General features: G+C 49.1%; 24 protein-coding genes and 1 pseudogene. 20 read left to right on the top strand and 5 right to left on the bottom strand.

The genetic code is table 11. The features are described from left to right. Positions 1-1,591: 1,591 nt before the first annotated feature. Positions 1,592-2,475: pseudogene (locus tag TX85_RS12825) on the bottom strand (carbohydrate ABC transporter permease). Positions 2,476-2,855: 380 nt separating this feature from the next. Between TX85_RS12825 and TX85_RS12820 the strand changes: the two are divergent. The 3 genes from TX85_RS12820 (at position 2,856) to TX85_RS12810 (ending at position 6,721) form a co-directional block, all read left to right on the top strand. Further along, positions 2,856-3,713, top strand: a complete 858-nt coding sequence (locus TX85_RS12820) for an ABC transporter permease (protein ID WP_374705612.1) — start codon at positions 2,856-2,858, stop codon at positions 3,711-3,713. Positions 3,714-3,753: 40 nt separating this feature from the next. Next, a complete protein-coding gene (locus TX85_RS12815; RefSeq protein WP_044479487.1) occupies positions 3,754-5,298 on the top strand; it encodes an extracellular solute-binding protein in 1,545 nt (514 codons plus the stop codon). Positions 5,299-5,617: 319 nt separating this feature from the next. Continuing rightward, positions 5,618-6,721, top strand: a complete 1,104-nt coding sequence (locus TX85_RS12810; RefSeq protein WP_101781142.1) for a glycoside hydrolase family 88/105 protein — start codon at positions 5,618-5,620, stop codon at positions 6,719-6,721. Here TX85_RS12810 and TX85_RS12805 read toward each other — a convergent pair. The 3 genes from TX85_RS12805 to TX85_RS12795 all read right to left on the bottom strand — a co-directional run bounded on the left by TX85_RS12805 (position 6,715) and on the right by TX85_RS12795 (position 8,209). Further along, the gene (locus TX85_RS12805; RefSeq protein ID WP_044479486.1) at positions 6,715-7,113 is read right to left on the bottom strand and encodes a hypothetical protein; all 399 of its coding nucleotides are present in this window, start codon (positions 7,111-7,113) and stop codon (positions 6,715-6,717) included. The two genes, TX85_RS12810 and TX85_RS12805, sit on opposite strands and share 7 nt — an antisense overlap. A 1-nt stretch (position 7,114) precedes the next feature. Further along, positions 7,115-7,720 carry an ImmA/IrrE family metallo-endopeptidase gene (locus TX85_RS12800; protein WP_044479485.1) on the bottom strand — a complete coding sequence of 202 codons (606 nt, stop codon included), beginning with the start codon at positions 7,718-7,720 and terminating at the stop codon, positions 7,115-7,117. Positions 7,721-7,849: 129 nt separating this feature from the next. After that, entirely contained in the window at positions 7,850-8,209 is a 360-nt protein-coding gene (locus tag TX85_RS12795; RefSeq protein WP_044479484.1) for a helix-turn-helix domain-containing protein, read from the bottom strand. A 195-nt stretch (positions 8,210-8,404) separates the two neighbouring features. Between TX85_RS12795 and TX85_RS12790 the strand changes: the two genes are divergently transcribed. Then, positions 8,405-8,878, top strand: coding sequence for an ArpU family phage packaging/lysis transcriptional regulator (locus TX85_RS12790; protein WP_044479483.1), 474 nt, complete (start codon positions 8,405-8,407; stop codon positions 8,876-8,878). Between the two features lie 74 nt (positions 8,879-8,952). Here TX85_RS12790 and TX85_RS26795 read toward each other — a convergent pair whose 3' ends face one another. After that, positions 8,953-9,171: a hypothetical protein gene (locus TX85_RS26795; protein ID WP_148444360.1), complete on the bottom strand. Its 219-nt coding sequence runs from the start codon at positions 9,169-9,171 to the stop codon at positions 8,953-8,955. A gap of 330 nt (positions 9,172-9,501) precedes the next feature. Here TX85_RS26795 and TX85_RS12780 point away from each other — a divergent pair, with 330 nt between their 5' ends. The 16 genes from TX85_RS12780 (at position 9,502) to TX85_RS12710 (ending at position 21,179) form a co-directional block, all read left to right on the top strand. After that, entirely contained in the window at positions 9,502-9,798 is a 297-nt protein-coding gene (locus tag TX85_RS12780; RefSeq protein ID WP_044479480.1) for a hypothetical protein, read from the top strand. Between the two features lie 7 nt (positions 9,799-9,805). Beyond that, a complete protein-coding gene (locus TX85_RS12775; protein ID WP_044479479.1) occupies positions 9,806-10,660 on the top strand; it encodes a hypothetical protein in 855 nt (284 codons plus the stop codon). A gap of 21 nt (positions 10,661-10,681) precedes the next feature. After that, the gene (locus TX85_RS12770; protein ID WP_044479478.1) at positions 10,682-12,145 is read left to right on the top strand and encodes a phage tail sheath family protein; all 1,464 of its coding nucleotides are present in this window, start codon (positions 10,682-10,684) and stop codon (positions 12,143-12,145) included. 37 nt (positions 12,146-12,182) lie between these two features. Further along, a complete protein-coding gene (locus TX85_RS12765; RefSeq protein ID WP_044479476.1) occupies positions 12,183-12,599 on the top strand; it encodes a phage tail tube protein in 417 nt (138 codons plus the stop codon). A gap of 60 nt (positions 12,600-12,659) precedes the next feature. Then, entirely contained in the window at positions 12,660-13,115 is a 456-nt protein-coding gene (locus tag TX85_RS12760; protein ID WP_044479475.1) for a phage tail assembly chaperone, read from the top strand. A 197-nt stretch (positions 13,116-13,312) separates the two neighbouring features. Then, positions 13,313-14,809, top strand: coding sequence for a hypothetical protein (locus tag TX85_RS12755; RefSeq protein ID WP_044479474.1), 1,497 nt, complete (start codon positions 13,313-13,315; stop codon positions 14,807-14,809). Positions 14,810-14,824: 15 nt separating this feature from the next. Then, positions 14,825-15,466: a LysM peptidoglycan-binding domain-containing protein gene (locus TX85_RS12750; RefSeq protein ID WP_044479473.1), complete on the top strand. Its 642-nt coding sequence runs from the start codon at positions 14,825-14,827 to the stop codon at positions 15,464-15,466. Beyond that, positions 15,463-16,434, top strand: coding sequence for an XkdQ/YqbQ family protein (locus TX85_RS12745; protein ID WP_044479471.1), 972 nt, complete (start codon positions 15,463-15,465; stop codon positions 16,432-16,434). Before TX85_RS12750 ends, TX85_RS12745 begins: the two co-directional genes overlap by 4 nt. Then, entirely contained in the window at positions 16,431-16,832 is a 402-nt protein-coding gene (locus TX85_RS12740) for a hypothetical protein (protein ID WP_044479470.1), read from the top strand. Before TX85_RS12745 ends, TX85_RS12740 begins: the two co-directional genes overlap by 4 nt. A 19-nt stretch (positions 16,833-16,851) precedes the next feature. Next, on the top strand, positions 16,852-17,283 hold the full coding sequence (locus TX85_RS12735; protein ID WP_044480050.1) for a DUF2634 domain-containing protein: 432 nt from the start codon (positions 16,852-16,854) through the stop codon (positions 17,281-17,283). Beyond that, positions 17,283-18,401 carry a baseplate J/gp47 family protein gene (locus TX85_RS12730; RefSeq protein WP_044479469.1) on the top strand — a complete coding sequence of 373 codons (1,119 nt, stop codon included), beginning with the start codon at positions 17,283-17,285 and terminating at the stop codon, positions 18,399-18,401. Before TX85_RS12735 ends, TX85_RS12730 begins: the two co-directional genes overlap by 1 nt. Then, positions 18,394-18,969, top strand: coding sequence for a YmfQ family protein (locus tag TX85_RS12725; protein ID WP_044479468.1), 576 nt, complete (start codon positions 18,394-18,396; stop codon positions 18,967-18,969). Before TX85_RS12730 ends, TX85_RS12725 begins: the two co-directional genes overlap by 8 nt. After that, entirely contained in the window at positions 18,962-20,122 is a 1,161-nt protein-coding gene (locus tag TX85_RS12720) for a hypothetical protein (protein WP_044479467.1), read from the top strand. Before TX85_RS12725 ends, TX85_RS12720 begins: the two co-directional genes overlap by 8 nt. Before the next feature lie 157 nt (positions 20,123-20,279). Next, entirely contained in the window at positions 20,280-20,402 is a 123-nt protein-coding gene (locus TX85_RS27970; RefSeq protein ID WP_262362636.1) for a hypothetical protein, read from the top strand. Positions 20,403-20,430: 28 nt separating this feature from the next. Continuing rightward, positions 20,431-20,715 (top strand): hypothetical protein, encoded by a 285-nt coding sequence (locus TX85_RS12715; RefSeq protein ID WP_044479466.1) that lies wholly within the window; start codon positions 20,431-20,433, stop codon positions 20,713-20,715. 101 nt (positions 20,716-20,816) lie between these two features. Beyond that, positions 20,817-21,179 carry a hypothetical protein gene (locus TX85_RS12710; RefSeq protein WP_044479465.1) on the top strand — a complete coding sequence of 121 codons (363 nt, stop codon included), beginning with the start codon at positions 20,817-20,819 and terminating at the stop codon, positions 21,177-21,179. The last annotated feature ends 149 nt before the right edge of the window (positions 21,180-21,328 follow it).

Below are 21,328 nucleotides of genomic sequence, written 5' to 3'. Positions count from 1 at the left end.
TATGTGCCGAACGCACTTTAATAGCTAACAATGCAAACCATGCAGTGACTAAGCATTCGAATCCCTCGACAATTTTATGTAAATCACAGAACAAGACTATCTGCAAAAAGCCAACCAAGTACACACCATACGCTTTTAATGAAAAAAACGCGTTGTGCTATTGACGTCGTGCATAAAGTGGATCGCACAATCTGCCCTGTGCGCGCCTTTTGCCCAAGACTTGCGCGCAGTATCCTGCTGCTGACATGCCGCAGAGGCAAGTTTATTGCAGTGCTTAGGCTTAGCTATGTGCAAACTGCATTGTAGTTGAACTTTAAAGGCGTAGTAGTTAGGGCATAAGTGTAAAGGTAAAAGCTTTCTGTAAGAAAGCTGCATCGGGAGCATAGAGCGTTAGCGTTCGCCTTTGTGAGCCGATTTCTCCCTTGTTAGAACTTAGTCCAATCATAGAAATCCGCGAACAACAGCGATCGTAGCAACTCTTTACACGTTGCCCCTCTAACTCGCCTAATGGAGTTTAACTATTTTCCACTATTGCACACTTAACAGTAAATAGGCAACACCGCATCAACAGGAAATGCCTCAATTTCAACAAGCTCGTAGAGCGAGGGTTATTTCAGTAGATTAAGCAATATACCCACCAAGTACGCATGCGCACACCTCGCACCGAGCGCAGCTTTCAGCACGCCGTGTTCGCAGCATGACGGTGATTAGTGGACCGCATGAAAATATGGATCGTACTCATCCAGTGAAAAAAGTTACCTTAAATTCAGTGGGAATAATAGAAATGCGTATGTAGTGAAATTTTTGTACTTAAAGTTGACTAAAACACGGGTTTGGCTAGTTACTGGCGATCTAAGGTAAGTTTTTTCACTAAAAGTGGGTTCGAGCGTCAAATGAAGAATTTAAGGTAAGAAATTTCACTGGAGCGCGACCAGTTGAGGCTGATCAAGTGGGACAAGTTAATTTCGGAGAAAAGCTTCAGTACTGATAGGACAGGCAAAGTTTCGGTGTAAGACCAAAACATCGTGAGACGGAGGTGTAACTTTAGGCTCGGTAGGTCATTGACGTCGTGCATAAGCAATAGCGCAAGCTTCCATTCGCGCTTAGCTCAAGGCTGGGCGTAGTCTCCTGCTTGCATGCCGCAGGGAGGTAAGTTAATAGCAGTGCAGTTATTGCTATGCAACTTAGGCATAGCTATGTGCAAACTGTATTGTATTTGAAGTTGAACTGCAAAGGCGAAGTAGCCAGGGCATAAGTGTGAAGGGTTGTGAAGTAAAAGCTTTTTGTAAGAAAGCTGCATCGGGAGCATAAGCTTGGAGCGGTCGCCTTTGTGAGCGGATTTCTCCTTTGTTAGAACCTAGTCCAATCATGGAAATCCGCGAACAACAGCGATCGTAGCAACCCTTCACACGTAGCAACACCTCAATCCATCTCTGATGCTAATACATTACTTTCCCTACACGTCTAAGCCTTCGCAGTCAAGAAAATTGATGCAGTACGAGTCTCTTAATTCAATCAGGGCCTCCCGATAGGTTTTTTGGGAGGCTTCTTTTTACACTACTCTATAGAGCAGGCAGCTCGAGCCAGAGCCCTAGCCCTTCACCGAACCGAGCATAGCCCCTTAACGAAATGGCGCTGCACAAACGGATAGGCAATCAGCATCGGAAGCGTGGCTACGACAATAACGGCCATTTTAATTCCCTGGGCTGGCGGGATGATGTCTACGACACTGTTGTCGCCCTGCATCCCGCTGGATACGATAACGATCTGCCGGAGGAGCACCTGAATCGGCCATTTGAGAGAATCGTTGAGATAGAGAATCGCGCTCATATACGTATTCCAGTAGGCTACCCCATAGAAGAGCGAGATAGTTGCAATCGAGGGAAGCGACAGCGGCAGCATGATTTTGAAGAAGACGCCGAAGTCGTTGCTTCCGTCAATTTTAGCGGACTCCTCCAGACTGTCGGGCAAGGCCTGGAAGAAGTTGCGCATGATGATCAGGTTAAAGGCATTAATTGCGCTCGGAATAATCATGGACCAATAGGAATCGATCAGGTGTACTCCTTTTACTACCAGGAAGGTTGGAATCATCCCCCCGCTGAACAGCATGGAGAAGACGATGATAAAATTGATCGGGTTCCTTCCATATAAATACCTACGGGACAGCCCATAGGCCATAGCAGCGGTGAGCGCCATACTGAGCAGGGTTCCCACTACGGTCACCCCAATGGAGACTCCGAGGCCCCGAAAGATGGTCGGCGTGGACAGAATATACTTGTAAGCATCCAGGGAAAAGGTAGTTGGAAACAATACGAACCGCTTCTCGATAATTTCCCGGGTTGAAGCAAACGAGCTGGCGATGACATTAACGAAGGGCAATAAGCAGGCTATAGCTAACAGAGCTAGCAGCGTGTTATTGACAACAGAAAAAATACGGTCACCGATGGAATGTTTCTTGTGCAGACTTTGTGCCACTTGATTATCCTCCTTGTTAGTCGATTAACAATTTCACCTTAACAATGAAAGAAGGATTCCGTATATATTCCTTGAAGCAGGTCTTTGGAAACGTTGAAAACGGCATCCCGAATGAGCATGCTCCTCAGCTTAGTTTGTAATCACCGCATAAGGTGAAAATCCCGGGGGGCCTTATTCTATACGGTTTTGAAATCGCTGTCATCTGAGGATTATATACGGAATGCCCTCCTTCAATTACGCTAGGGGACGTAAACAAGAATGCTCAAGGAGGTTATCAAGTGAAAGCATCAAGCACCGCATCAATGAGGTTGGATCCCGGACTCAAACCGCGGTCTTCTCCGGTTCTTAAAGGCTTGATACGCAACAGGCTTTTGTATCTCATGATTTTTCCCGGGCTCGTGTATTTCATTGTCTTTAAATACCTGCCGATGGGAGGACTGATCATTGCCTTTCAGGATTATCAGCCCTTTCTGGGGATCACGGGAAGCCCATGGGTAGGACTCAAGCATTTCATCCGGTTATTTACGGAACCCACCTTTCTAATGCTGTTAAAGAATACATTAATTCTTTTCGCCATGAACATTATCTTCTTCTTTCCATTACCGATTATCTTGGCATTGATGCTGAATGAGGTTCAGAGCAAGTGGTTTAAAAATGCGGTGCAAACCATGATGTATCTTCCGCACTTTATGTCCTGGGTCATTATCGTATCGATCTCATATGTATTTCTGAATATGGACGGCGGTGTTGTGAATGAAATGCTGGCTTCACTTGGCTTCAATAAAATCAGCTTCCTAACGGCACCCGAATGGCTGAGAACGATGTATATCGGACAAATCATCTGGAAGGAGCTGGGCTGGTCAACGATCATTTTTCTGGCAGCCATTACGGTTGTCGATCCCCAGTTGTATGAAGCCGTTGAAATCGACGGAGGCGGCCGCTGGAGAAAAACCTGGCATATTACGCTGCCGGCCATCCGTCCCGTGATCATTACACTGCTGATTCTGAAAATCGGCAGCACGCTGGATCTGGGCTTTGAGCATATGTATTTGCTGCTTAACTCCATGAACCGTGAGGTAGCGGAAATTTTCGACACCTACATCTATACAGCCGGTCTGAAAAATGGACAATTGAGCTTCAGTACGACGGTCGGGCTGTTTAAAGGGCTGGTCGGCCTGATTCTGGTCATGCTCTCCAATAAGCTGGCCAAGAAGTTCGGAGAAGAAGGCGTCTACTAACGTTCAATTCGAATTCAAATGAAGAAGGGGTAGAAAAGTGATGAAATTGAATGGGAAGCAGCTTAGCATCGTTATGTTGGTTATTCTTCTATTACTTTCCGCTTGTGGTTCCAATTCCGGCGGGAACAGTGCCGCTAAAGACAATACCACCCAGAAGCAGGGAACCAATGGAGAACCTGCTGCGGAAGAGCCGTTCAATATTACCTGGATGAACCTGCTGCACACGCCATCTACGCCAACGGGCGACATTCAGAAGCTTATTGAGGAAAAAACGAATACCAAGCTCAAGTTCTCCTGGATTCCTGATGCCAGCAAGGAAGAGCGGATCAACACGGCGCTTGCTTCCAATTCCCTGGCTGACATTGTTACGCTGACTATCCTTGAAAATGCGTCTGTACGTAATGCCTTGAAAGCGGGCATGTTCTGGGAAGTAGGACCTTATCTGAGTGAGTTCCCTAACTTGGCAGCGATATCTGAGGAGAAGCTGCAGGCAGCATCGATCGGCGGGAAGCTGTATGGCGTTCCCTTTCTTAAGGACGTAGCGCGTAACGGCGTCATTATCCGGCAGGACTGGCTGGACAACTTGGGCCTTGAGGTTCCTAAAACAACCGACGAACTGATGGCTGTAGCCAAAGCGTTCAAGGAGCAGGATCCGGACGGAAACGGGAAGAATGATACCTATGGCTTTATTGACCGGAATGATCTGGTCTACGGCGTATTCAAGACGATCGGTTCCTATTTCGGCACGCCAAACGTATGGCAACTGAATGAAGACGGCACCTTTACGCCGGAGTTCGAGACCGAAGGCTATGTCAAGACGATGGACTACATGAAGGAGCTGTATGACAACGGCTATATCAATCAGGATTTTGCGGTCACTGCGAAGAAGGATCAGCAGGAAGGATTCAATCAAGGCAAAGCGGGGATTTATGTTGGCGCTTTGTTCGATAGCAAGAACCTGCTGAACGGAGCCAAAGGAATTCAAGACATGATGGAGTTAACGATGATTAACGATATCACTTCGACCGGCAATGAGAGTGACCGGGCAATCTGGGCCGGTGCTGGGGGAATCGGAGGATTAATGGCCTTCCCGAAATCCGAGGTGAAGGATGAAGCGGAATTAAAGCGGCTGCTGAAATTTGTGAATGACCTGATGGAAGAGGATATTTTCACCCTGATGACTTATGGCGTTGAAGGCGTGCATTATTCGCTGGATCAAGAAGGAGCCGTGACGATCATTGATCAGGAAAAATGGGAGCAAGAGGTTCAGCCTTACTCTGCTTCTCGTCCTAAGGAGCCCGGGTACCGCATTCACGAGGCGGATCAGCTGAGAGTGGAATCCTCCAGACTGATTCTGGAAAATGAGAAATATGCGGTCTACAATCCAGCCTATTCCCTGGAATCAGAAACATTTACGATGATGGGCTCGGAGCTTCAAAAGATTATTACGGATGCCACCTACAAGTACATTCTTGACTCCATCGACCTGGAAGGCTTCAAGGCCGAGGTCGAGAAATGGAAGAAATCAGGCGGCAGCAAAATCATCAGCGAGTATGAAGCTGCTTATAAAGACGCAAATTCGTAAATTTCTGTTTTTAAGTTTTATTAGTTGAACTGAAGAATTACGCAGAAAAGGCATAAGTATGAAGTGTTACAAGCTTTCTGTAGGAAAGCTACTTCGGAAGCATAGAGCGAAAGCGTTCGCCTTTGTGAGTGGATTTCTTCCTAAATGAGGCATCGTTCAATCAGAGAAATCCGGGAACAACAGCGATCGTAAGAATACTTTATACGTTGCAATCCGGCGAAAGCTTATTAGTTCTAACTTATATAAAAGAAATTCCGAATTGGGTCCTTCCATGATCTATGGCAAGGACCGTCATTCTTTGACAGGAGGCTGCGGAGCAATGAATTGGGCAAGCAAAACGGTCAGATCGATTATGGAACGGACTCCGAAATTGTATGAAAACGGATATGACAGCAAGTGGTCTTATGATTACGGCGTCATCTTGAAGGGCTTTGCTCTCATGTGGAAAATGACGGGGGAAAGCAAGTACTTCCGGTTCATTCGGGAGCAAATGGATCATTTTATCGGAGAAGATGGAAGCATCAAGGGCTACCGGCAGGACGAATACAATATCGATCATATCAATAATGGAAAACTGCTGTTCTTGCTGTACAAGGAGACAGGGCTGGGGAAATACCGAAAAGCAGCCGATCTGTTAAGAGGGCAGCTGGCCTCCCATCCCCGGACCTCGGAAGGAGCATTTTGGCACAAGCAGGTCTATCCCTATCAAATATGGCTGGACGGCTTGTATATGGGAGCTCCGTTCTATCTGGAATACTTGCTGACCTTTGAAGGCGGGAACGGACTGGAGGATGTAACGAAGCAATTTATACTGTGCGAGAAGCATACACGGGATCCCGAGACAGGGCTTCTCTATCATGCCTGGGATGAGCAGAAGGTTCAGCCCTGGTGCGATCCTGCCACCGGATTATCTCCGAATTTCTGGGGCCGTTCCATGGGATGGTTTGTCATGGCTCTGGCGGATACGCTGGAATTGCTGCCGAAGGAGCATCGCGACTATAACGAGCTGGTAAGGATATTTCGGGATGCCTTGACGGCCTTGAGAAATTATCAGGATCAAGCAAGCGGCGTGTGGTATCAGGTTATCAATTTGGGCGGACGTAAAGGCAATTATTTGGAGGCATCGGCTTCCAGCATGATCGTGTATGCGCTCGCCAAGGGCATTCGGATTGGAGTGCTAGGTCAGGAAGCATGGCGGAGCACGGTAGACAAGGCCTTTGAGGGCTTGATCACGGAATTCGTCCTTGAGACAAAGGAAGGCTGGGTTAATCTTAACAAGAACTGTCAGGTGGCAGGCCTTGGCGGCTCGGATCGGCGTGACGGCACCTTTGCTTACTATATTAGCGAGCCGATAATTACAAATGATTTTAAAGGAGTAGGCGCCTTTATTCAGGCCTGCGCTGAATATGAAGGACTTCAATGATAGAGCTGCAGCCAGGTCCTCCAGCCGTAACCCAACACCTCCTCCGCATCCGGTATTTGGATAATGAGTATTGTGATCTCTGCTCCAGGGTGTCGGTTAGCGATTCGAGGGAGATCGATGCCCAGCTTGTTCGGGAGCGGGGAAGTTCCGTCTGCTCTCGTGCCTTCCGAGGCAGCCCGGCGCTCCTTCGGTACCAGGAGATCCTCCAGAAGCACGGACACACCAAGCTGATCCTCGAATTCCTCCGGCTCGAATCGTTCAAATGGACCGGACAGCGGTAAATACAATATGTTGGACCAATCAAAGCCGCCGAAATCATAATCTGCTCGCAGAATAAGCTGAAGAGGACGAGTCTCATCCGTCACAAAATCGCAGTAGAGCGCCATACGCATCCTAACTGTTCCTCCTAAGTCCGCCAACCTGGCGTTCTAATTGCTCCATTACCTTGCGGGTCTCATTAGACCAGCCCTGAGGAGCTGTTAACTGGCGTCTTCGGTCTGCTTCTCTTGCTGCCGCCACGAGGCTTCCATGCAGTACGCGGCGCTGGATCTGGTCCAGGCGTTGTTCGGCCAGATAATAAGGGATGCGGAAATGCTCAGCCAGAAAAGGAATGGCCTCCGGCCGCTGATCCGGAAGGTTCAGCTTGGCGAACATATAGAACGGCACTGCCGCATACAGGACGAATTGATCGGCTTCGGTCTCTTGAGCACATCGGAATAAGGCAGGCATAGACCGCTGATCGCCTGTATGCCGCAGTACGTGGCAAAGCTCGTGAAAGAAGACGACTCTTGCCGTCAGGTCATCCGCATGCTTGTTCAGAAAAATAACCCGGTCTTCATTGTCAGAAAAAGAGGGACAATCCTCATAAACCAGTTCTATGTCAAATGCTCGGGCAATGTGCTCAATATCATGCTCTGCCAAGCTAACAATTCCGTGCTCGAGATATTTTGCGGAAATCCACTGTTCCAGCTCTGTCTCCTGATAGTAGGAGTATAACATGATATCACCGCCAAAAGGGAATGTATGTTCGGGGTAAAGCGTAAAAGAATAGCCCTGATTGAAAGGGCCTTTCAGGCATCACTTCTTATGCCTCAAAAATAAGTATTCGACATATAGACGTGAATTCCTCTAATTTTGTTCCTGGTCTTGGGCCAGGATTTTTTTCTTTTGTTCGCGATAGGCTTTGAGCGCTGCCTCCATCATCGCAATTTCATCAGCCGTGTAGCCGTCCGGTCCTCCGTAAAAAGACAGATTCATTTCAGCCTTGTTTGCCGCATTCAAGGGTTCTTCGGTTCGCCCCAGTAAATAATCCGCACTTGTATCCAGCGCGTCGGCAATGGCTCTTAACGCTTCGGGATCCGGCTTGCGGTCACCGGTTTCGTATCGAGAAAACTGAACCACGGTCAGGCCGGCCTTGGCCGCCAGCTCCTTCTGTGTCCTATTCAGTTGTTCTCTTCTCAGCTTGATGCGCTCTCCCAGATTGGCCATACTATCTCCTCATTCCTAATTTAGATGATTATATCACTGGATTACCAAATTGGTAAATAGATTTTCCTTATTTTAGGTTAATCGGGAGTTGACATTACCAAAATGGTAACATAGAATGAAGAAAAATACCAATTCGGTAATTGGTGTTACCAAAATGGTAATTAGATCGAGTGATGATAATCAGGAGGGTTAGCGATGAGCAGAAAACGCAGCTACCATATGACCATGGTGTTCCATGGATTGCCGATTGATATCCCTGCTACCCGGGCCGCGGTAGAAGAACGTCTCGAAGAGATCCGTCAGTTCCGTCAATTCGGACTGATTCGAAGGGAAGCCGCTTTGACATTCAGCTATGAGCCGAGATTCCATGGAGCAACCCATGTTGTGGGCCGGCCTGCGGAGCAGGCTGCTGTGGGGAATGCGGATCGGGAAATGGAGCTGCGGAAGAAGTCCGAGCTTCTGGATAAAGCTATGGAGTCCCTTAACAAGATGCAGCGGGAGGTGATTGAACGGAGCTACTTTGATCCCGAGGGAGAGTATGACTTCATTAGCTGCGGAGAGATGGGAATCAGTGACCGGACATATCGAAGAATCAAGGCCGAGGCGATTAAGCTGCTTGCGGTGGCCATGAATCTGGAGGTCTATCTGAAGGATGAAGAGAAGGAGTAGAGGCAGTTAAGAATAGAGACAGATTAAGAATAGAGGCGGATCAAGAATAAAGGCAGATCAAGAATAGTAACAGTTCAGGAATAGAGGCAGATTTTTACCCAGAGATTGTTTGTCCAGACCGGCTCATATGCCGGTTTTTTATTTTTAGCAGGAAGTCTGCCGATGCGATTTTTTATGCTGCCAAGCGCTTGGTCGGTGTGGTATTGCGAAAGCAAAGAAAGGGTTTTGTACGTTTTTTCGTATAAAGGTGATGCGGTTGGACTAAAAATGATGCCGTTTGTACGGTTTTCCACACAAAATCTGCAGATTCAAGGGCTAGAGAGGGAAATTTGTATGGATTATCGTACAAAAGTTCAATATCCGTGTGCCGTAAGGAAACTTTTGTACTGATTTTCGTATAAAGTTGAGTATTGCAGTTAAATCTAGTCTGATTTGATCGATGAAAGACCTCAGCATATGCGGGGATAAGCGGGGATATCGGGGTTAAAGTGATGTCATGCCTGCGATTTCCATACTCATTCAAAGATTCATAATCAAAAAACAGAACGTGTGTTCCTGTTTTTGACCTTCGAATGTCCCGGACTTGTCCATGCAGGGCGTTTTTTCCGTGTTAAATTGATATTGTGGAAGTCGGATGGACACCCAGATTCATCTACCGATTATCCGGATCAAAGGAAGGGCCGCTGAATTATCAGCGGTCTTTCTTTATGGAAGGAGCGCAAGGAGCAGTGAGCAAAAATAACAAGAATCCGCCAGAGGAAAGACGCTTTGGGCAGAGCGAACCCGATTGGAGCCAGCCAGCATCCTGCAGAGGCTGTGTCTGGGGACGCTTCGAGGGGAGCAGCCAATTTTGCAGTCTGCCCAGATGTATTGCTGTAAGGGAATCGCTGCAAGGACAGGAGGTGAACGGTTATATCTGATTCATCCTTGGTGCATATTCGGGACAGGTTGCTGGAAAGCGTTCCGGAAATTGAGCGGATATTCATCGGAGCATTTCCGCTGGAATCACTCGTGGAAGGACCCGTAGCGGTTATTATTCGTCAGCCTAACTCATCCAGCGCTTGGAAGGGCTGGCGGGAAGAGAGTAAGCTTGAGCTTTGGGTTAAGCGCTCTGCGGCAGAGGAGCAGGAACTGGATCAAATCACGGCCAAAACAGCTTTGGTACTGGATCAGGCGCTGCTTCAATCCGGGCAGGGGGTCTGGATGACCCTAATTCAGGAGGCCTCCATTGAAGACAGAATCGACAGCGAGCTTTCTGTAAGAATCAGAACGTTATCGTTGGCCGCCATTTCTCCCAGACCATTAGGTGAAGCGGGAAGAGGGACTCGGGATCCTTGGCTGGAGCCGCTGATGAAGTGGAGCTCTGATCTTCTTGGGAAACATTGGAAGGTGTATGGAAGCGACTGGCCGGTGAAGCCTGAGAGGCCATGTATACTGTGGCGCGCCTCAGACATGAGCTTGACTCCGATTGGACGAGCCGGTTACCGATGCGCGAAGCAGTTTGACGCCTTTATTTTGGCAGAAGACAAGGAAGAAGAGGGCTATGGATTGTTGAAGCTGAGCGAGCATCTGGCCTCAACGGCCAAGTTGGCTCTGGATCCGGCGACGAGAAAATATGCGACTGTGAGCGATGTCCGGCTTAATCCGGCATCCGCTAATAACGGGTACGCTTTATCGGATCAGGGCGCGCTTGGTGTGACTCTGACAAGAAATGAGTCTGCGGCTTCTTCAAAAGAACCTGCTCCGCTTATGAGACAGGTTCACCACGCAACACAAAACTAATGGAAAAGGAAGGTGCAATAAATGGCAGGAGGAACATGGAGTTTAACGAATCAGCCGGTACTTCCCGGTTTGTATATGAATTTTGTAGGTGCAGCAGGAGCGGCAATTCAGCCGGGGGCTCGGGGCGTTGTTGTCGCGCCGGTCAAAGCGCACTGGGGACCCGTTGGGGAGTTTGTAGAGGTTACCAGTGAGACGGCCATTCGGGAGCTGTTTACGGAGGACGAGGCTGGAGGAGCAACAGCATTTACCACGCTGTATCTGGCTTTACTTGGAGGGCCGAATAAGCTGCTTGCTTACCGGATGGCTGACAGCACTGCAGCCCCAGCTCAGCTTGCTTTGAAGAATACAGAGACTTCGCCTGTAGACAGTGTACGGCTGTCCGCCAAATACCCGGGAGAGCGAGGCAATCGTTTTACCGTATCGATCCAGCCCAATTCCCTGATGACAGGCATCAAGGAGTTGAAGCTCTATGAAGGAGGCACGCTGCTTCGGACGATTTCATTGGGAGACGGAGAAGCCGAGCAAGCGGTGAAGGCGATCAATCAGGATTCCGGCAATAAGTGGATTGTTGCTGAGAAGCTGGCGGATGGAGTCGTTGATGACGTCACAGGCAAGATTTTCTCCGGGGGCTTGAGCGGAATTTCCGGCATTACCCATGCTGATTATATGGCCGCGACGCTTCAATTTGAGACAAGGGATTTCCATGTGCTTACGCTCGATGGTGTGAGTGATCCGGCCCTGCATACAAGTTTTGTAGCGTGGCTCAAGCGGGTCCGCGAGGAAGGGAAGGGGATTCTGCTTACACTTGGCGGAAGCGCAGCCTCGGATACAGCCGACAATGCCGTCGAACAGGCCGTTCAACGGAGCGCTTCCTTTGATTACGAGGGGGTCATTCATGTGGGGAGCGGGGCTAAACTGAACGGTCGAAGCTATTCCTCTGCACAGGTTGCGGCGTGGGCAGCAGGCTTGATTGCCGGGCAATCCTTGAAGGAATCGGCTACTTACGCGGTATCGCCGTTTGAAGACGTGACCCGTCGCTGGACGCGTTCCGAGCAGGAAGCGGGGGTGCAGGGCGGTGTTCTTTTGCTGGTTCATGATGGTAGACGCGTCAAGGTGCTACGCGGGGTGAACAGCCTGGTCACTTTGCGTGAGGGGCAGAACAAAGGCTGGAAGAAAATCCGCAAAATCCGGGTGATGGACCAGATCAACGCCGACCTTCAGCGGACAGCCGAGGACAATTACATTGGCAAGGTGAACAACACGGAGGAAGGAAGACTGGCGCTGATTAGTGCAGGCAAGCAATATTTGCAGGCCTTGGCGCTGGAAAATGTCATTGAATCTACCGGCTACGACGTAGCGCTGGATCCAAGATTTTACGGCACAGCTTCGCAATTTGAACCTGAAGATGATCAGGTGTATCTGGTATGGACAGCGGACGACACCGACGTCATGGAACAAATTTTCGGCACCTTCTATGTTCAATAAATTTCACTAACAATAAACCTTTAAGGAGGAATTTTGCATGGCACAATATCTTGATCCGAGCCGCATTATGATGGGGACGTTCGGCCAGATTTTTATCGACGGGGTATGGCAATCCAATCTGAATCATCTCGAGGCCAGCGTTGAAATGGACAAGCGGGAGATGAACCTGGTGGGGACCGAGTATACCGTATTCAAGCTGGGACGCAAAAAGGGAACCGGTACGATGAGCGGATACAAGGTGACTTCGGATATGATCTCCCGGGGCTTTCAGAAGTTCTCGATTATTCATAAGCTCGATGATCCGGAGGCCTATGGCTTTGAACGTATTCAATTGAACGGCTGTCTGGCGGATAAAATCCAGCTGGCCAATTGGACCGCCGGCGAGGAGGTTACGGAGGAGACTCCGTTCACCTTCGAATCGTACGAGCTGCTGGACCCTGTAACGGGGCCGTAATTGGAGTTAACGGAACGGAAGCACTGAATGAATTTAGATTTATCAGGGAGGATGAATAGAATGAGCAAAGAAACATGGAGTGAACAGGATATTTTGGACGGTCTCTTCGAGACGGCAACGAATCTGCCGGAAGAGGCCGTTTTTATTGGGCGCCTTGGTCTGCGAGTCACCCTGCAAGGGCTGACCTCCAGTAAAGTTGACTTGATCCGCGAACGCTGTACGATCCGCAAGACCACCAAGGGGCAGATGTCGGAGAAGGTGGACAGCGAGTTGTTCAATGCCGCATTGATCAAGGAAGCAACCTCGAAGCTGGAGGTTGTAAAGAAGCTGAGCGATGGCGAGAAGGTGGTTCCGCTGAGCGGTTGGGATGATGCCCGCCTCGTTAGCCGCTTGAAGCTTTCCGGCGGAGAAGAGGCTGTACGGCGGCTGCTGCTTGCCGGAGAACTGGACGCGGTTGGCGATAAGGTCCTGGAAATATCCGGCTTTGGCGTCGATATCGATGATGTAAAAAACTGATCGACTCCGGCGGCGTAACGGCCTTGCTGTACCATTTGTGGACACGGCACAGCTTGCGTCCCGGAGTATTCTGGTCGCTGCCCAAAGGGGAACGCCTGCTGCTGCGAGCCTTTGCGGAGAGAGAGCTTGAGCTGCAAGGCTGAGGATGCTCTCTCCCTGCTTATGCAGGCTGATCTTGTGCAATAGGGAGGTGGAACATGGCAAGCAATGAAGAAAAGCAACTTAAAATTGAAGTGGACGTTTCCGCTATTGAGCTGGCTGAGGAGGCCATGGGGAGACTGGACAAGCTGCTCGAACAAACCCAGCGCCGCGCCGCCGCACTTGGCAGGATAAGTGTAGCGCCATTCATTCTGCTGGAGCATCGGGCAACCACGGCCCTGGATCGGATCGAGCGCAGTCTGATGCGGTTGAATCGTACGAGGGTCTATCCGACCGTCACTTTAATCGATCAGGTAACCGCTGGCATAGAGCAGATTCGCGCATCGATGCTGAGCTTGACCGCTAATCCGTGGCGATTATCGGTTGAGGGGGTGAAGTGGGATGAGGTGGTTGGGGATACGTTTTTCCAATGGATAGATGGTGAAGGACAGGAAAGGCTCATGCAAATGTCAACAAAGCTGGGTGAAAGCCTGGGCAATGGAATTCGCGAGAGTATGATGAACTCGTTGGGAATCAACGGAGATCCGAACCAATCTGTTCTGCTGCCAATTTCTCCATTCGAAAGCCTGCTTGTGCCTAAGAATGAAACGGTGTTTGAAGAGGCAGGCAGGATTGCCGGAGAGCAATTTCGATATGCTTTTTTGCAAGCGGTTGGGGACATGCTTTCAATTAATTTGTTTGATGGTGGGGGATTAAATGGTGAACCTACGAGAACATTTTCTGGAAGTCGTGGCTCGTTCAAGGAGGATTCTGGGACCGTAGAGTGGATTCGACAGTTTGCAGTGGACAATGTTCTTGAAGGCGGCGAACAGATATCAACAGATATTCTAGACAAAAAACTCGCAGGATATGTTAGTGACTTAAACATACCTCCATCAGCAAAGAAAGCTCTAGGTTTAATGAAAACTGGATTTATTATCGATTTAGTCACTATTCTAGCTGCTGAACCAGGTAAAGAAAGGTATGAAGCAATAGGGGGAGCCTTAGGATCTGCTTCAATAGGATTTATCGGCACCGCGGTAGGTGGTCCACTTGTCGGAGTCCCAGCTGCTGTATTAGGTGGATATGGAGGGGAAGAGATTGGTGGTTGGATTTATGATACATCTATGATGTCCGACGAAGAAAGGAAACAATCAAGATATGCCGCTGAGCGATTAGGAGGCTGGTATCCAGATTTTCATGCAGAGGAGATGCTGAAAGAAAAGCCTCTTGGACTTTACTCTACTCCCAAAATTAATATTAAGCCCGATGTCAGTATCCCAAGAACACAACATGACCTGGATATTCCCTTTGATCCTGATTGGTGGAAAACGTATTATTTTTCAAATCGGAGTGAAGTACCAACTAATCGCGACTTCTCACTTAATAACTACCCTATTCCTCAAGCATCTGAGACTCCTGTTCAAATCACACTCTCCCCGGGAACGGTTAACTTGACGGTTCAAAAGGAAGAGATCAACTATGACCAAATCGCTAACGTGTCAGCCCGAAAGATTGCTAATGAAATCCGGCTTGCGATGCAAAACGTTCAATAGAAGGAGGGAGGAGCTATGGAGATTCATTTTGTAGATGGGAACGGAGCTGATTTCCATCTTCCGGTTAATCCTGAAGAGATCAGGATCAGCCGTGATAAGGCGTTAGAGACGATATTGATATTATCGCTGGGAGAGTTTGATCTTCCGGCTGGGGAGAGGGTGAAGGAAATCGCCTTCTCTTCTTTTTTTCCGGCGGTTTATGATTCCGGATATTGTAATTACAGCAGCCTTCCCGATCCGCAGGAAGCGATGAACCGGCTTACCCGCATGATGAACGATAAAAAACCGGTTCGCTTAATCATTACAGATACCGCTGTAAATGTGTTGGTCATGCTGTCTGCGCATCATTCCACGTTTCGCGGCGGCGAGCCTGGAGATGTTTATTTTGACGTGACTGCACGTACGTGGCGAGATATGAAGGTGCATACCCTTAACTCAGCTGGCTCGGGTACTTCATCTACGGATAGTTCACGTACCGACACCAAGCCGAAGGCCAAGACCTATACTGTAAAATCAGGAGACTCCTTATCCAAGATCGCCAAGCTAGAGCTGGGGAGCAGCGCGAAGTGGCAGCAAATTTATAGTCTGAATAAAGGGACAATCGGCAGCGATCCCAACAGGCTAAAGCCAGGCCAGAAGCTGGTGTTGCCTTCATGAGCTACAGCGTTATTTTACAGAACAAATATGATTTAAGCCCGCTGGTAGAAAATATAAGCCTGATCGATTCGCTCGATCAAATCGCTTATATGGCTACGATCAGCCTGGTGGTTACCCCAGATTTCCCGGTGATCGCGCCGGGGGATGAAATTCGAATCAGCGGTATTCCATATGGAAGCGTCGGGTCAAAGGTTCCGTTGCTGAATCCGGGTGTAGTGTGGGAAACGAGCAGTACGGCCAGCACAGCCAAGCATATCTCCATCACCGTGTATGACCGAACAATTTATTTGGCCAAATCGGAGGATGAATGTTTGTTTGCAGCTAACACCACAGCAGCACAACGCCTGCGTAAGCATGCTTCAAATTGGGGAATCAAGCTGGCAGAAGTTCCGGATACGAAAATCGGCTTAAAAAGGGCGATGTACCGCCCGCAAACGATTTACAGCATGATTCAAGCTGATCTGAGGGAGACAGCCAAGGGGGGCGGAGAATTATATGTCCCTCGAATGACTACCGCAGGATTGAGCTTGGTGAAAATTGCAGGAAATGAGCCCGTCTGGAAATTAGAGGCGATCGAAGAGATTACCCAGAGTCGAACCCTGGAAGAAGCGGCAACTCGCGTAAAGGTGCTCGGAACGGAGACCAATAGCGGAGAAGCTCCTGCCAAGGTTCTTGCTATAGCTGATGGACAAACTGCGGAATATGGCGTTCTTCAGATCATTGTACAGGAAGATGATGTGAAGACAGCAAGTGCTGCAAAAAGGTTAGCACAGTCGAAGCTTAAGGGAGTCGGCACAACCTATAGTGTAACTTGCCCTGATCTGAATACCTTGCGAGCCGGGGATAAGGTAATCCTGAATGGGACGGCACTGATCGCTGTATCTGTAACTCATCAACTAGGTGATCCGGGAAAAATGAGTCTGGAGTTAGCTGTTTTTGAGGATGTAAAGAGGAGGTATTATCTATGAGTATCGACCCCTATACGGCCCTCGTTGTTGCACTTAGGGACAACTCCCGTGATCAACTACAGGAGGGACTAAGCGGAGTCGCTTTAGAGCTGGGGACAATTACTTCTTCTGGGCTGAAGCTGGATCGGTTTAAGCATGAGATCAGTGATTATATGACCGCCGAATTTCCGGGGCAGCTTCGTATGCCTCAGCTTGAGCTTGCAGGCCGTATCGATCTGTTGGAGGACATCGATGGGAGCAGGCTTCGGGGGCAAGGACAGTTCAGCTTCGAGCCATCGGAGACAGAGGAGGTTTCTTTTCTCGTGCAATATCAACCGGGCGATCGTGTACTGGTCATTCCGCTAGAAGGCGGGCATGAAGCACTGGTGATCTGTAAGGTGGTGGGTAGAAGTGGCTGATTCGTTATTTCCCGAGAGTATGAAGGATTCCTGGAATGAAGGAATTGAAGCGGAAAATGAGAGTTCAGGGATTTCTTTCGGCAGAAGCTGGAGGTTTGACTTTGATCAAGGGGAGTTTGTTCTGACCCCTACACGCAAAATCGCTTCCTGCACCGGTACGGATGCCTGGATGATGTGGTGCCGGAAAGCCATTCGTACTCCGCGTTACCGCCATCTAATCTATTCCCGGAGCTATGGACAGGAACTGGATGAATTGATTGGAAAAGGCTATAGCCGAGCCGTTCTGGAGAGTGAAATTCAGCGGATGGTGAGCGAAGCTTTGCTGGTAGATCCGCGTACGGCGGATGTGGACGGTTTTTATTTTTCCTGGCAGGAGGCGGGGTGCAGCTTCACTTGTCAGGTAACGAATATTTACGATGAAGTGTTAAGGCTGGAAGGGAGTGTGGGTTGATGGCTGAAATGCCGGCTTTTTTGCAGGAGCAGACGGAAGAGAATATTATGCAGCGAATGCTGGAACGAGTGCCTTCGGATATCGATAAATCGGAGGGCTCTTTTATTTGGGATGCGCAGGCTCCGGTGGCATTTGTATTGGCGGAGGCGGCGGGATGGGCACAGCAGGTATTGGAAAGAGGGTTTGCCGGTACTGCATTCGGGGAGTATCTTGATCTTCGCGTAGCGGAACACGGGGTCACCCGGCGTGGGGCAGTTGCGGCACATGGCATTGTCCGGTTTACCGGCACACCAGGCAAATCGATTCCTTCAGGAGTGGGGCTAGCGACGCCAGCAGATGAAATATCCTCAGAGTCGTCGATTGAGTATGTGACAACTGCGGAGGTTACTTTGGACGGTGAAGGAGTGGGAGAAGCCCCGATTCGTGCAGTTGAGGCTGGGAGAACGGGGAATGTCCCTGCGGGTGTAATTACAGTCACGGCCACACCGATCAGCGGAATTACGGCAGTCGTTAATCCGGAAGCAACTACTGGCGGGACAGACATCGAATCGGATGAGTCACTCCTGGAGCGATTTTATGCCCGTGTTCGGAATCAGGGAACAAGCGGCAACAAGGCTCAGTACATTCAGTGGGCAGGCGAGGTACCAGGTGTGGGGGCTGTGCAAGTACAGCCATTATGGCAAGGGCCGGGGACGGTAGGCATTTATCTCTTAGATAGCGAAAAGCGTGCGGCTAATGCAGAGATAGTTGCCGCTGCTCAGCTCTATATTGATCCAACGATGGACGGGCAAGGGGAAGGCGTGGCGCCAGCCGGTCCGGTCGTTACCGTGATGGCGGCGGAAGAAGTAGCGATTAATATTTCTGTTAGGATTACATTGGCCTCTAGTGTTTCTCTGACGGATGTAAAGACCCGAATCGAGAATGGGGTAACAGCTTATTTGAAGCAACTTGCCTTTGTGGACACTTCGGTGCGGGTAACTCGAATTGCTGCCGTACTCCTTGATATCCCATCGATTATAGACTACGCGAACCTAACAGTGAACGGGGCTTCCGACACCAATATTGATATCAAATTCGGACAGGTTGCCGTGCTTGGGACGGTGGATGTGCATGAGTGAGTTGGTGATTGTGAGTCCGATGGGCAAAGAGATGTTCTCCTATTTGCCCGGCTATTATGAATCATCCAGGGTCATACGCGCCGACATGCAGGCCAAAGGGATGGAACTGGATGCGTTGTATCAAGCAGTGAATGAAACGCTGGATCAGTTCTTTGTACGGAATGCTACCTGGGGCTTGGATCAGTGGGAGCGCGAACTTGGAATTGATACAGATCATTCTAAACCGATAACGCAACGACGCGCTCTGGTCGAATCCAAGCTTCGTGGAGCTGGTCAGTTCTCTGGCCGACTTGTCAAAAGCGTAGCAGAGGCTTACGACGGCGGAACGGTGGATGTATCTATCCAGCCTGCGGAATGGAGCTTCATGATCAAATTTATAGACACTGTTGGTATTCCTCCCAATCTGGATGACTTGAAGGCCGTGATCGAAGAGATTAAGCCGGCTCATTTAGCGGTGGAGTATGAATTCAGCTATTTGCTGATCAAGGATGTCCACGGTATTTTATCACTCCATGACATAGAGCAACTACCTTTATCCAAATTTGCAGGAGGTGGTCCAATTGGCTAGTAATACGCCTAACTTAGATTTGTTAAAAAAAGACCCTGTCACGGATGGGAATGACACGTTCAATATCGAAACGATGCTGAATGAGAACTGGGATAAGATTGATGCGGCCGTGGGGCAACTGGAGGAGGATATGCAAGAAATAGATATCCCACTCTCTGATGCAACGAACGGAACGCGGAGCAATGTGGCTGGATCGGAGAAGGCGGTCGGGTTGGTTATGCAGTCCGCCAATGCGGCTAATCTAGCAGCTGGGGCGGCACAAACCAAAGCAGACCAGGCTTTTCAGCTTGGCAATGAGCGGAAAGCGGAAGTGGTTGCCGCGCTTGTTGCCCTTGGGGTATCGGCATCCACTTCGGATTCATGGGACACGCTTATTAGTAAAATGGCGACGGTTATCCGGGCTACTGGTAATGCGACGGCTGCTGATGTGCTGGCAGGTAAGACGTTTAGTAATGCGAATGGTAATGGTTTGCAGGGGGCGATGCCTAACCAGGGAGCAGGTGGCACAGTAACACCGGGTACGGCTAACCAGACCAAGCCAGCGGGATATTACAGCAGCCCGATCACGGTGCTGGGTGATGCGGATTTGGTGCCCAAAAATATCCGGAGTGGGGTTGATATTTTTGGAGTGGTAGGAACTTTAGACCCGGGATTTACAGCCAGCGTTTTTGTGGATGTTACGATTAACTATCTCTATAGAGAAGACGAGAACACATACAAAAACGTAATAACATTTCCGAAAGGAACCAAATGGTTTAGGTTTGTTGCTGATATGTCTGGTGATAATAAAAACCAAGTTCGAAGAAAGATTGGTCGGGATGGTTGGTCAATCTTCGAATCTCAAATACAACTTGTAGTAGGCACGAATATACATGTTTTAGCAAGGTCAGGAGATGCGACATTTCCATCATACAATGAAGATCGCTATGGTTACTTAAATCATACGAGGAGCTACTGTTCGGATACGGAGTTAGTTTCAATCCTTTTTGATTATTATTTGAATTCTCATAAACCTAACTTTATCCCCACATCTGGATATGATGGTGATGTAACGTTAAGACTCTTAGGGATTAACGCAATGACACGTACAAATAAAGTAACTATATCAGAACCTGTCGTCAATATGCGTGGAACTATTTATTATGGAGGTTGATTTTATGCTTTATTTAGATGGGCATGGGGTTGGGGAAAACACAATGCGCATAACGTACGTCTATGACTCTGTATTTCCAGAGCAAATGACGGACACGGGGTTTTATGCAGAGTCCCTGCCATAAGCAGATACGCCGGAGGGCATGTACCCAGTTCTGATGGCTACACTGGACACGCAGCGACTGTACTACAACTACGAAGCATTACCAAATCCTGTTGTCCCAGAAAACCCGACGGAAGATCAGACTCCGGATACAGCGAAAAACCTGAAAATGCCGTAAGGCGAATTATTAGAGAAGGGTGTTGACAATGATACGCATATTCAGATCAAGAGACAGCGCAGAAGCGATCGAGCTAGTGGACGGCGAGATGGCGACAATTAAAAGAGTCATTCAGTTCACCGGTTATCCTGTGACGGTTAATTATGATGTCGAGGGCAATGTTGTGGCGGGAATAATCAAGAGCCCCAATGAGATGTTAGTCGCCAAGGTTGGACAGTTCATTTGCAAGGAGAGCAATGGGAAGCTAAGTGTGTGTGATTACGAAAAGCTGATCGAAAAGTATGAGGAAATTACAGAAGGAACCGCATCGTAATGATGGCGGTTATTTTTATGCTTTTTATTGCCCCCGCCCCATCGGGGGCTTTCTCTTTCCCCCTGCAATTTCACTCCCCACCCGATCGGAGGTGAACAAGCATGAGTGAGGCAACGGATCAGGAGCCGAAGCTTCTGGTGGAAATACAGATCCAACTTGCCCGAATTGAAAAGACGCTCGAGACGGTGCCGATGATGACGGCGACGCTGGAGGCGGTCAAGGAGACGGCGCGGGATGCGCAGCAGGCTGCGGCCTCTGCACATCAGCGGTTGGATGGGCTTGGGCAGACGAAGGACGTAGCTGATGATGCGAGACGCAAGGCGGAGGCTGCGCTTCACCGACTGGATCAGGCTGAGGATGAGCAGAACTGGTTCAAGCGAACCTTTTATGGTGCGGTAATCGTTGCTGTGGGCGGGGCGCTGGTCACGGCTATTTTTGCAGCCATTAATCTGGCAGGGACATAAGTACAAGCAATGTCTATCAAATCGAGTATTTTATATTAGGAGTGAGAGAAATGCAGAATCGCAGCAACAATCATGCACAGGGCATTGATGTCTCCCACTGGCAAGGCACCATTGATTGGGATAAGGTGTACTCTTCGGGTAAAAGCTTT

This window comes from Paenibacillus antibioticophila (assembly GCF_000455265.1).
Lineage (GTDB): Bacteria > Bacillota > Bacilli > Paenibacillales > Paenibacillaceae > Fontibacillus > Fontibacillus antibioticophila.
Note: the sequence above shows the minus strand (reverse complement) of the source record. Positions and strands in the feature narration are given on the sequence as shown.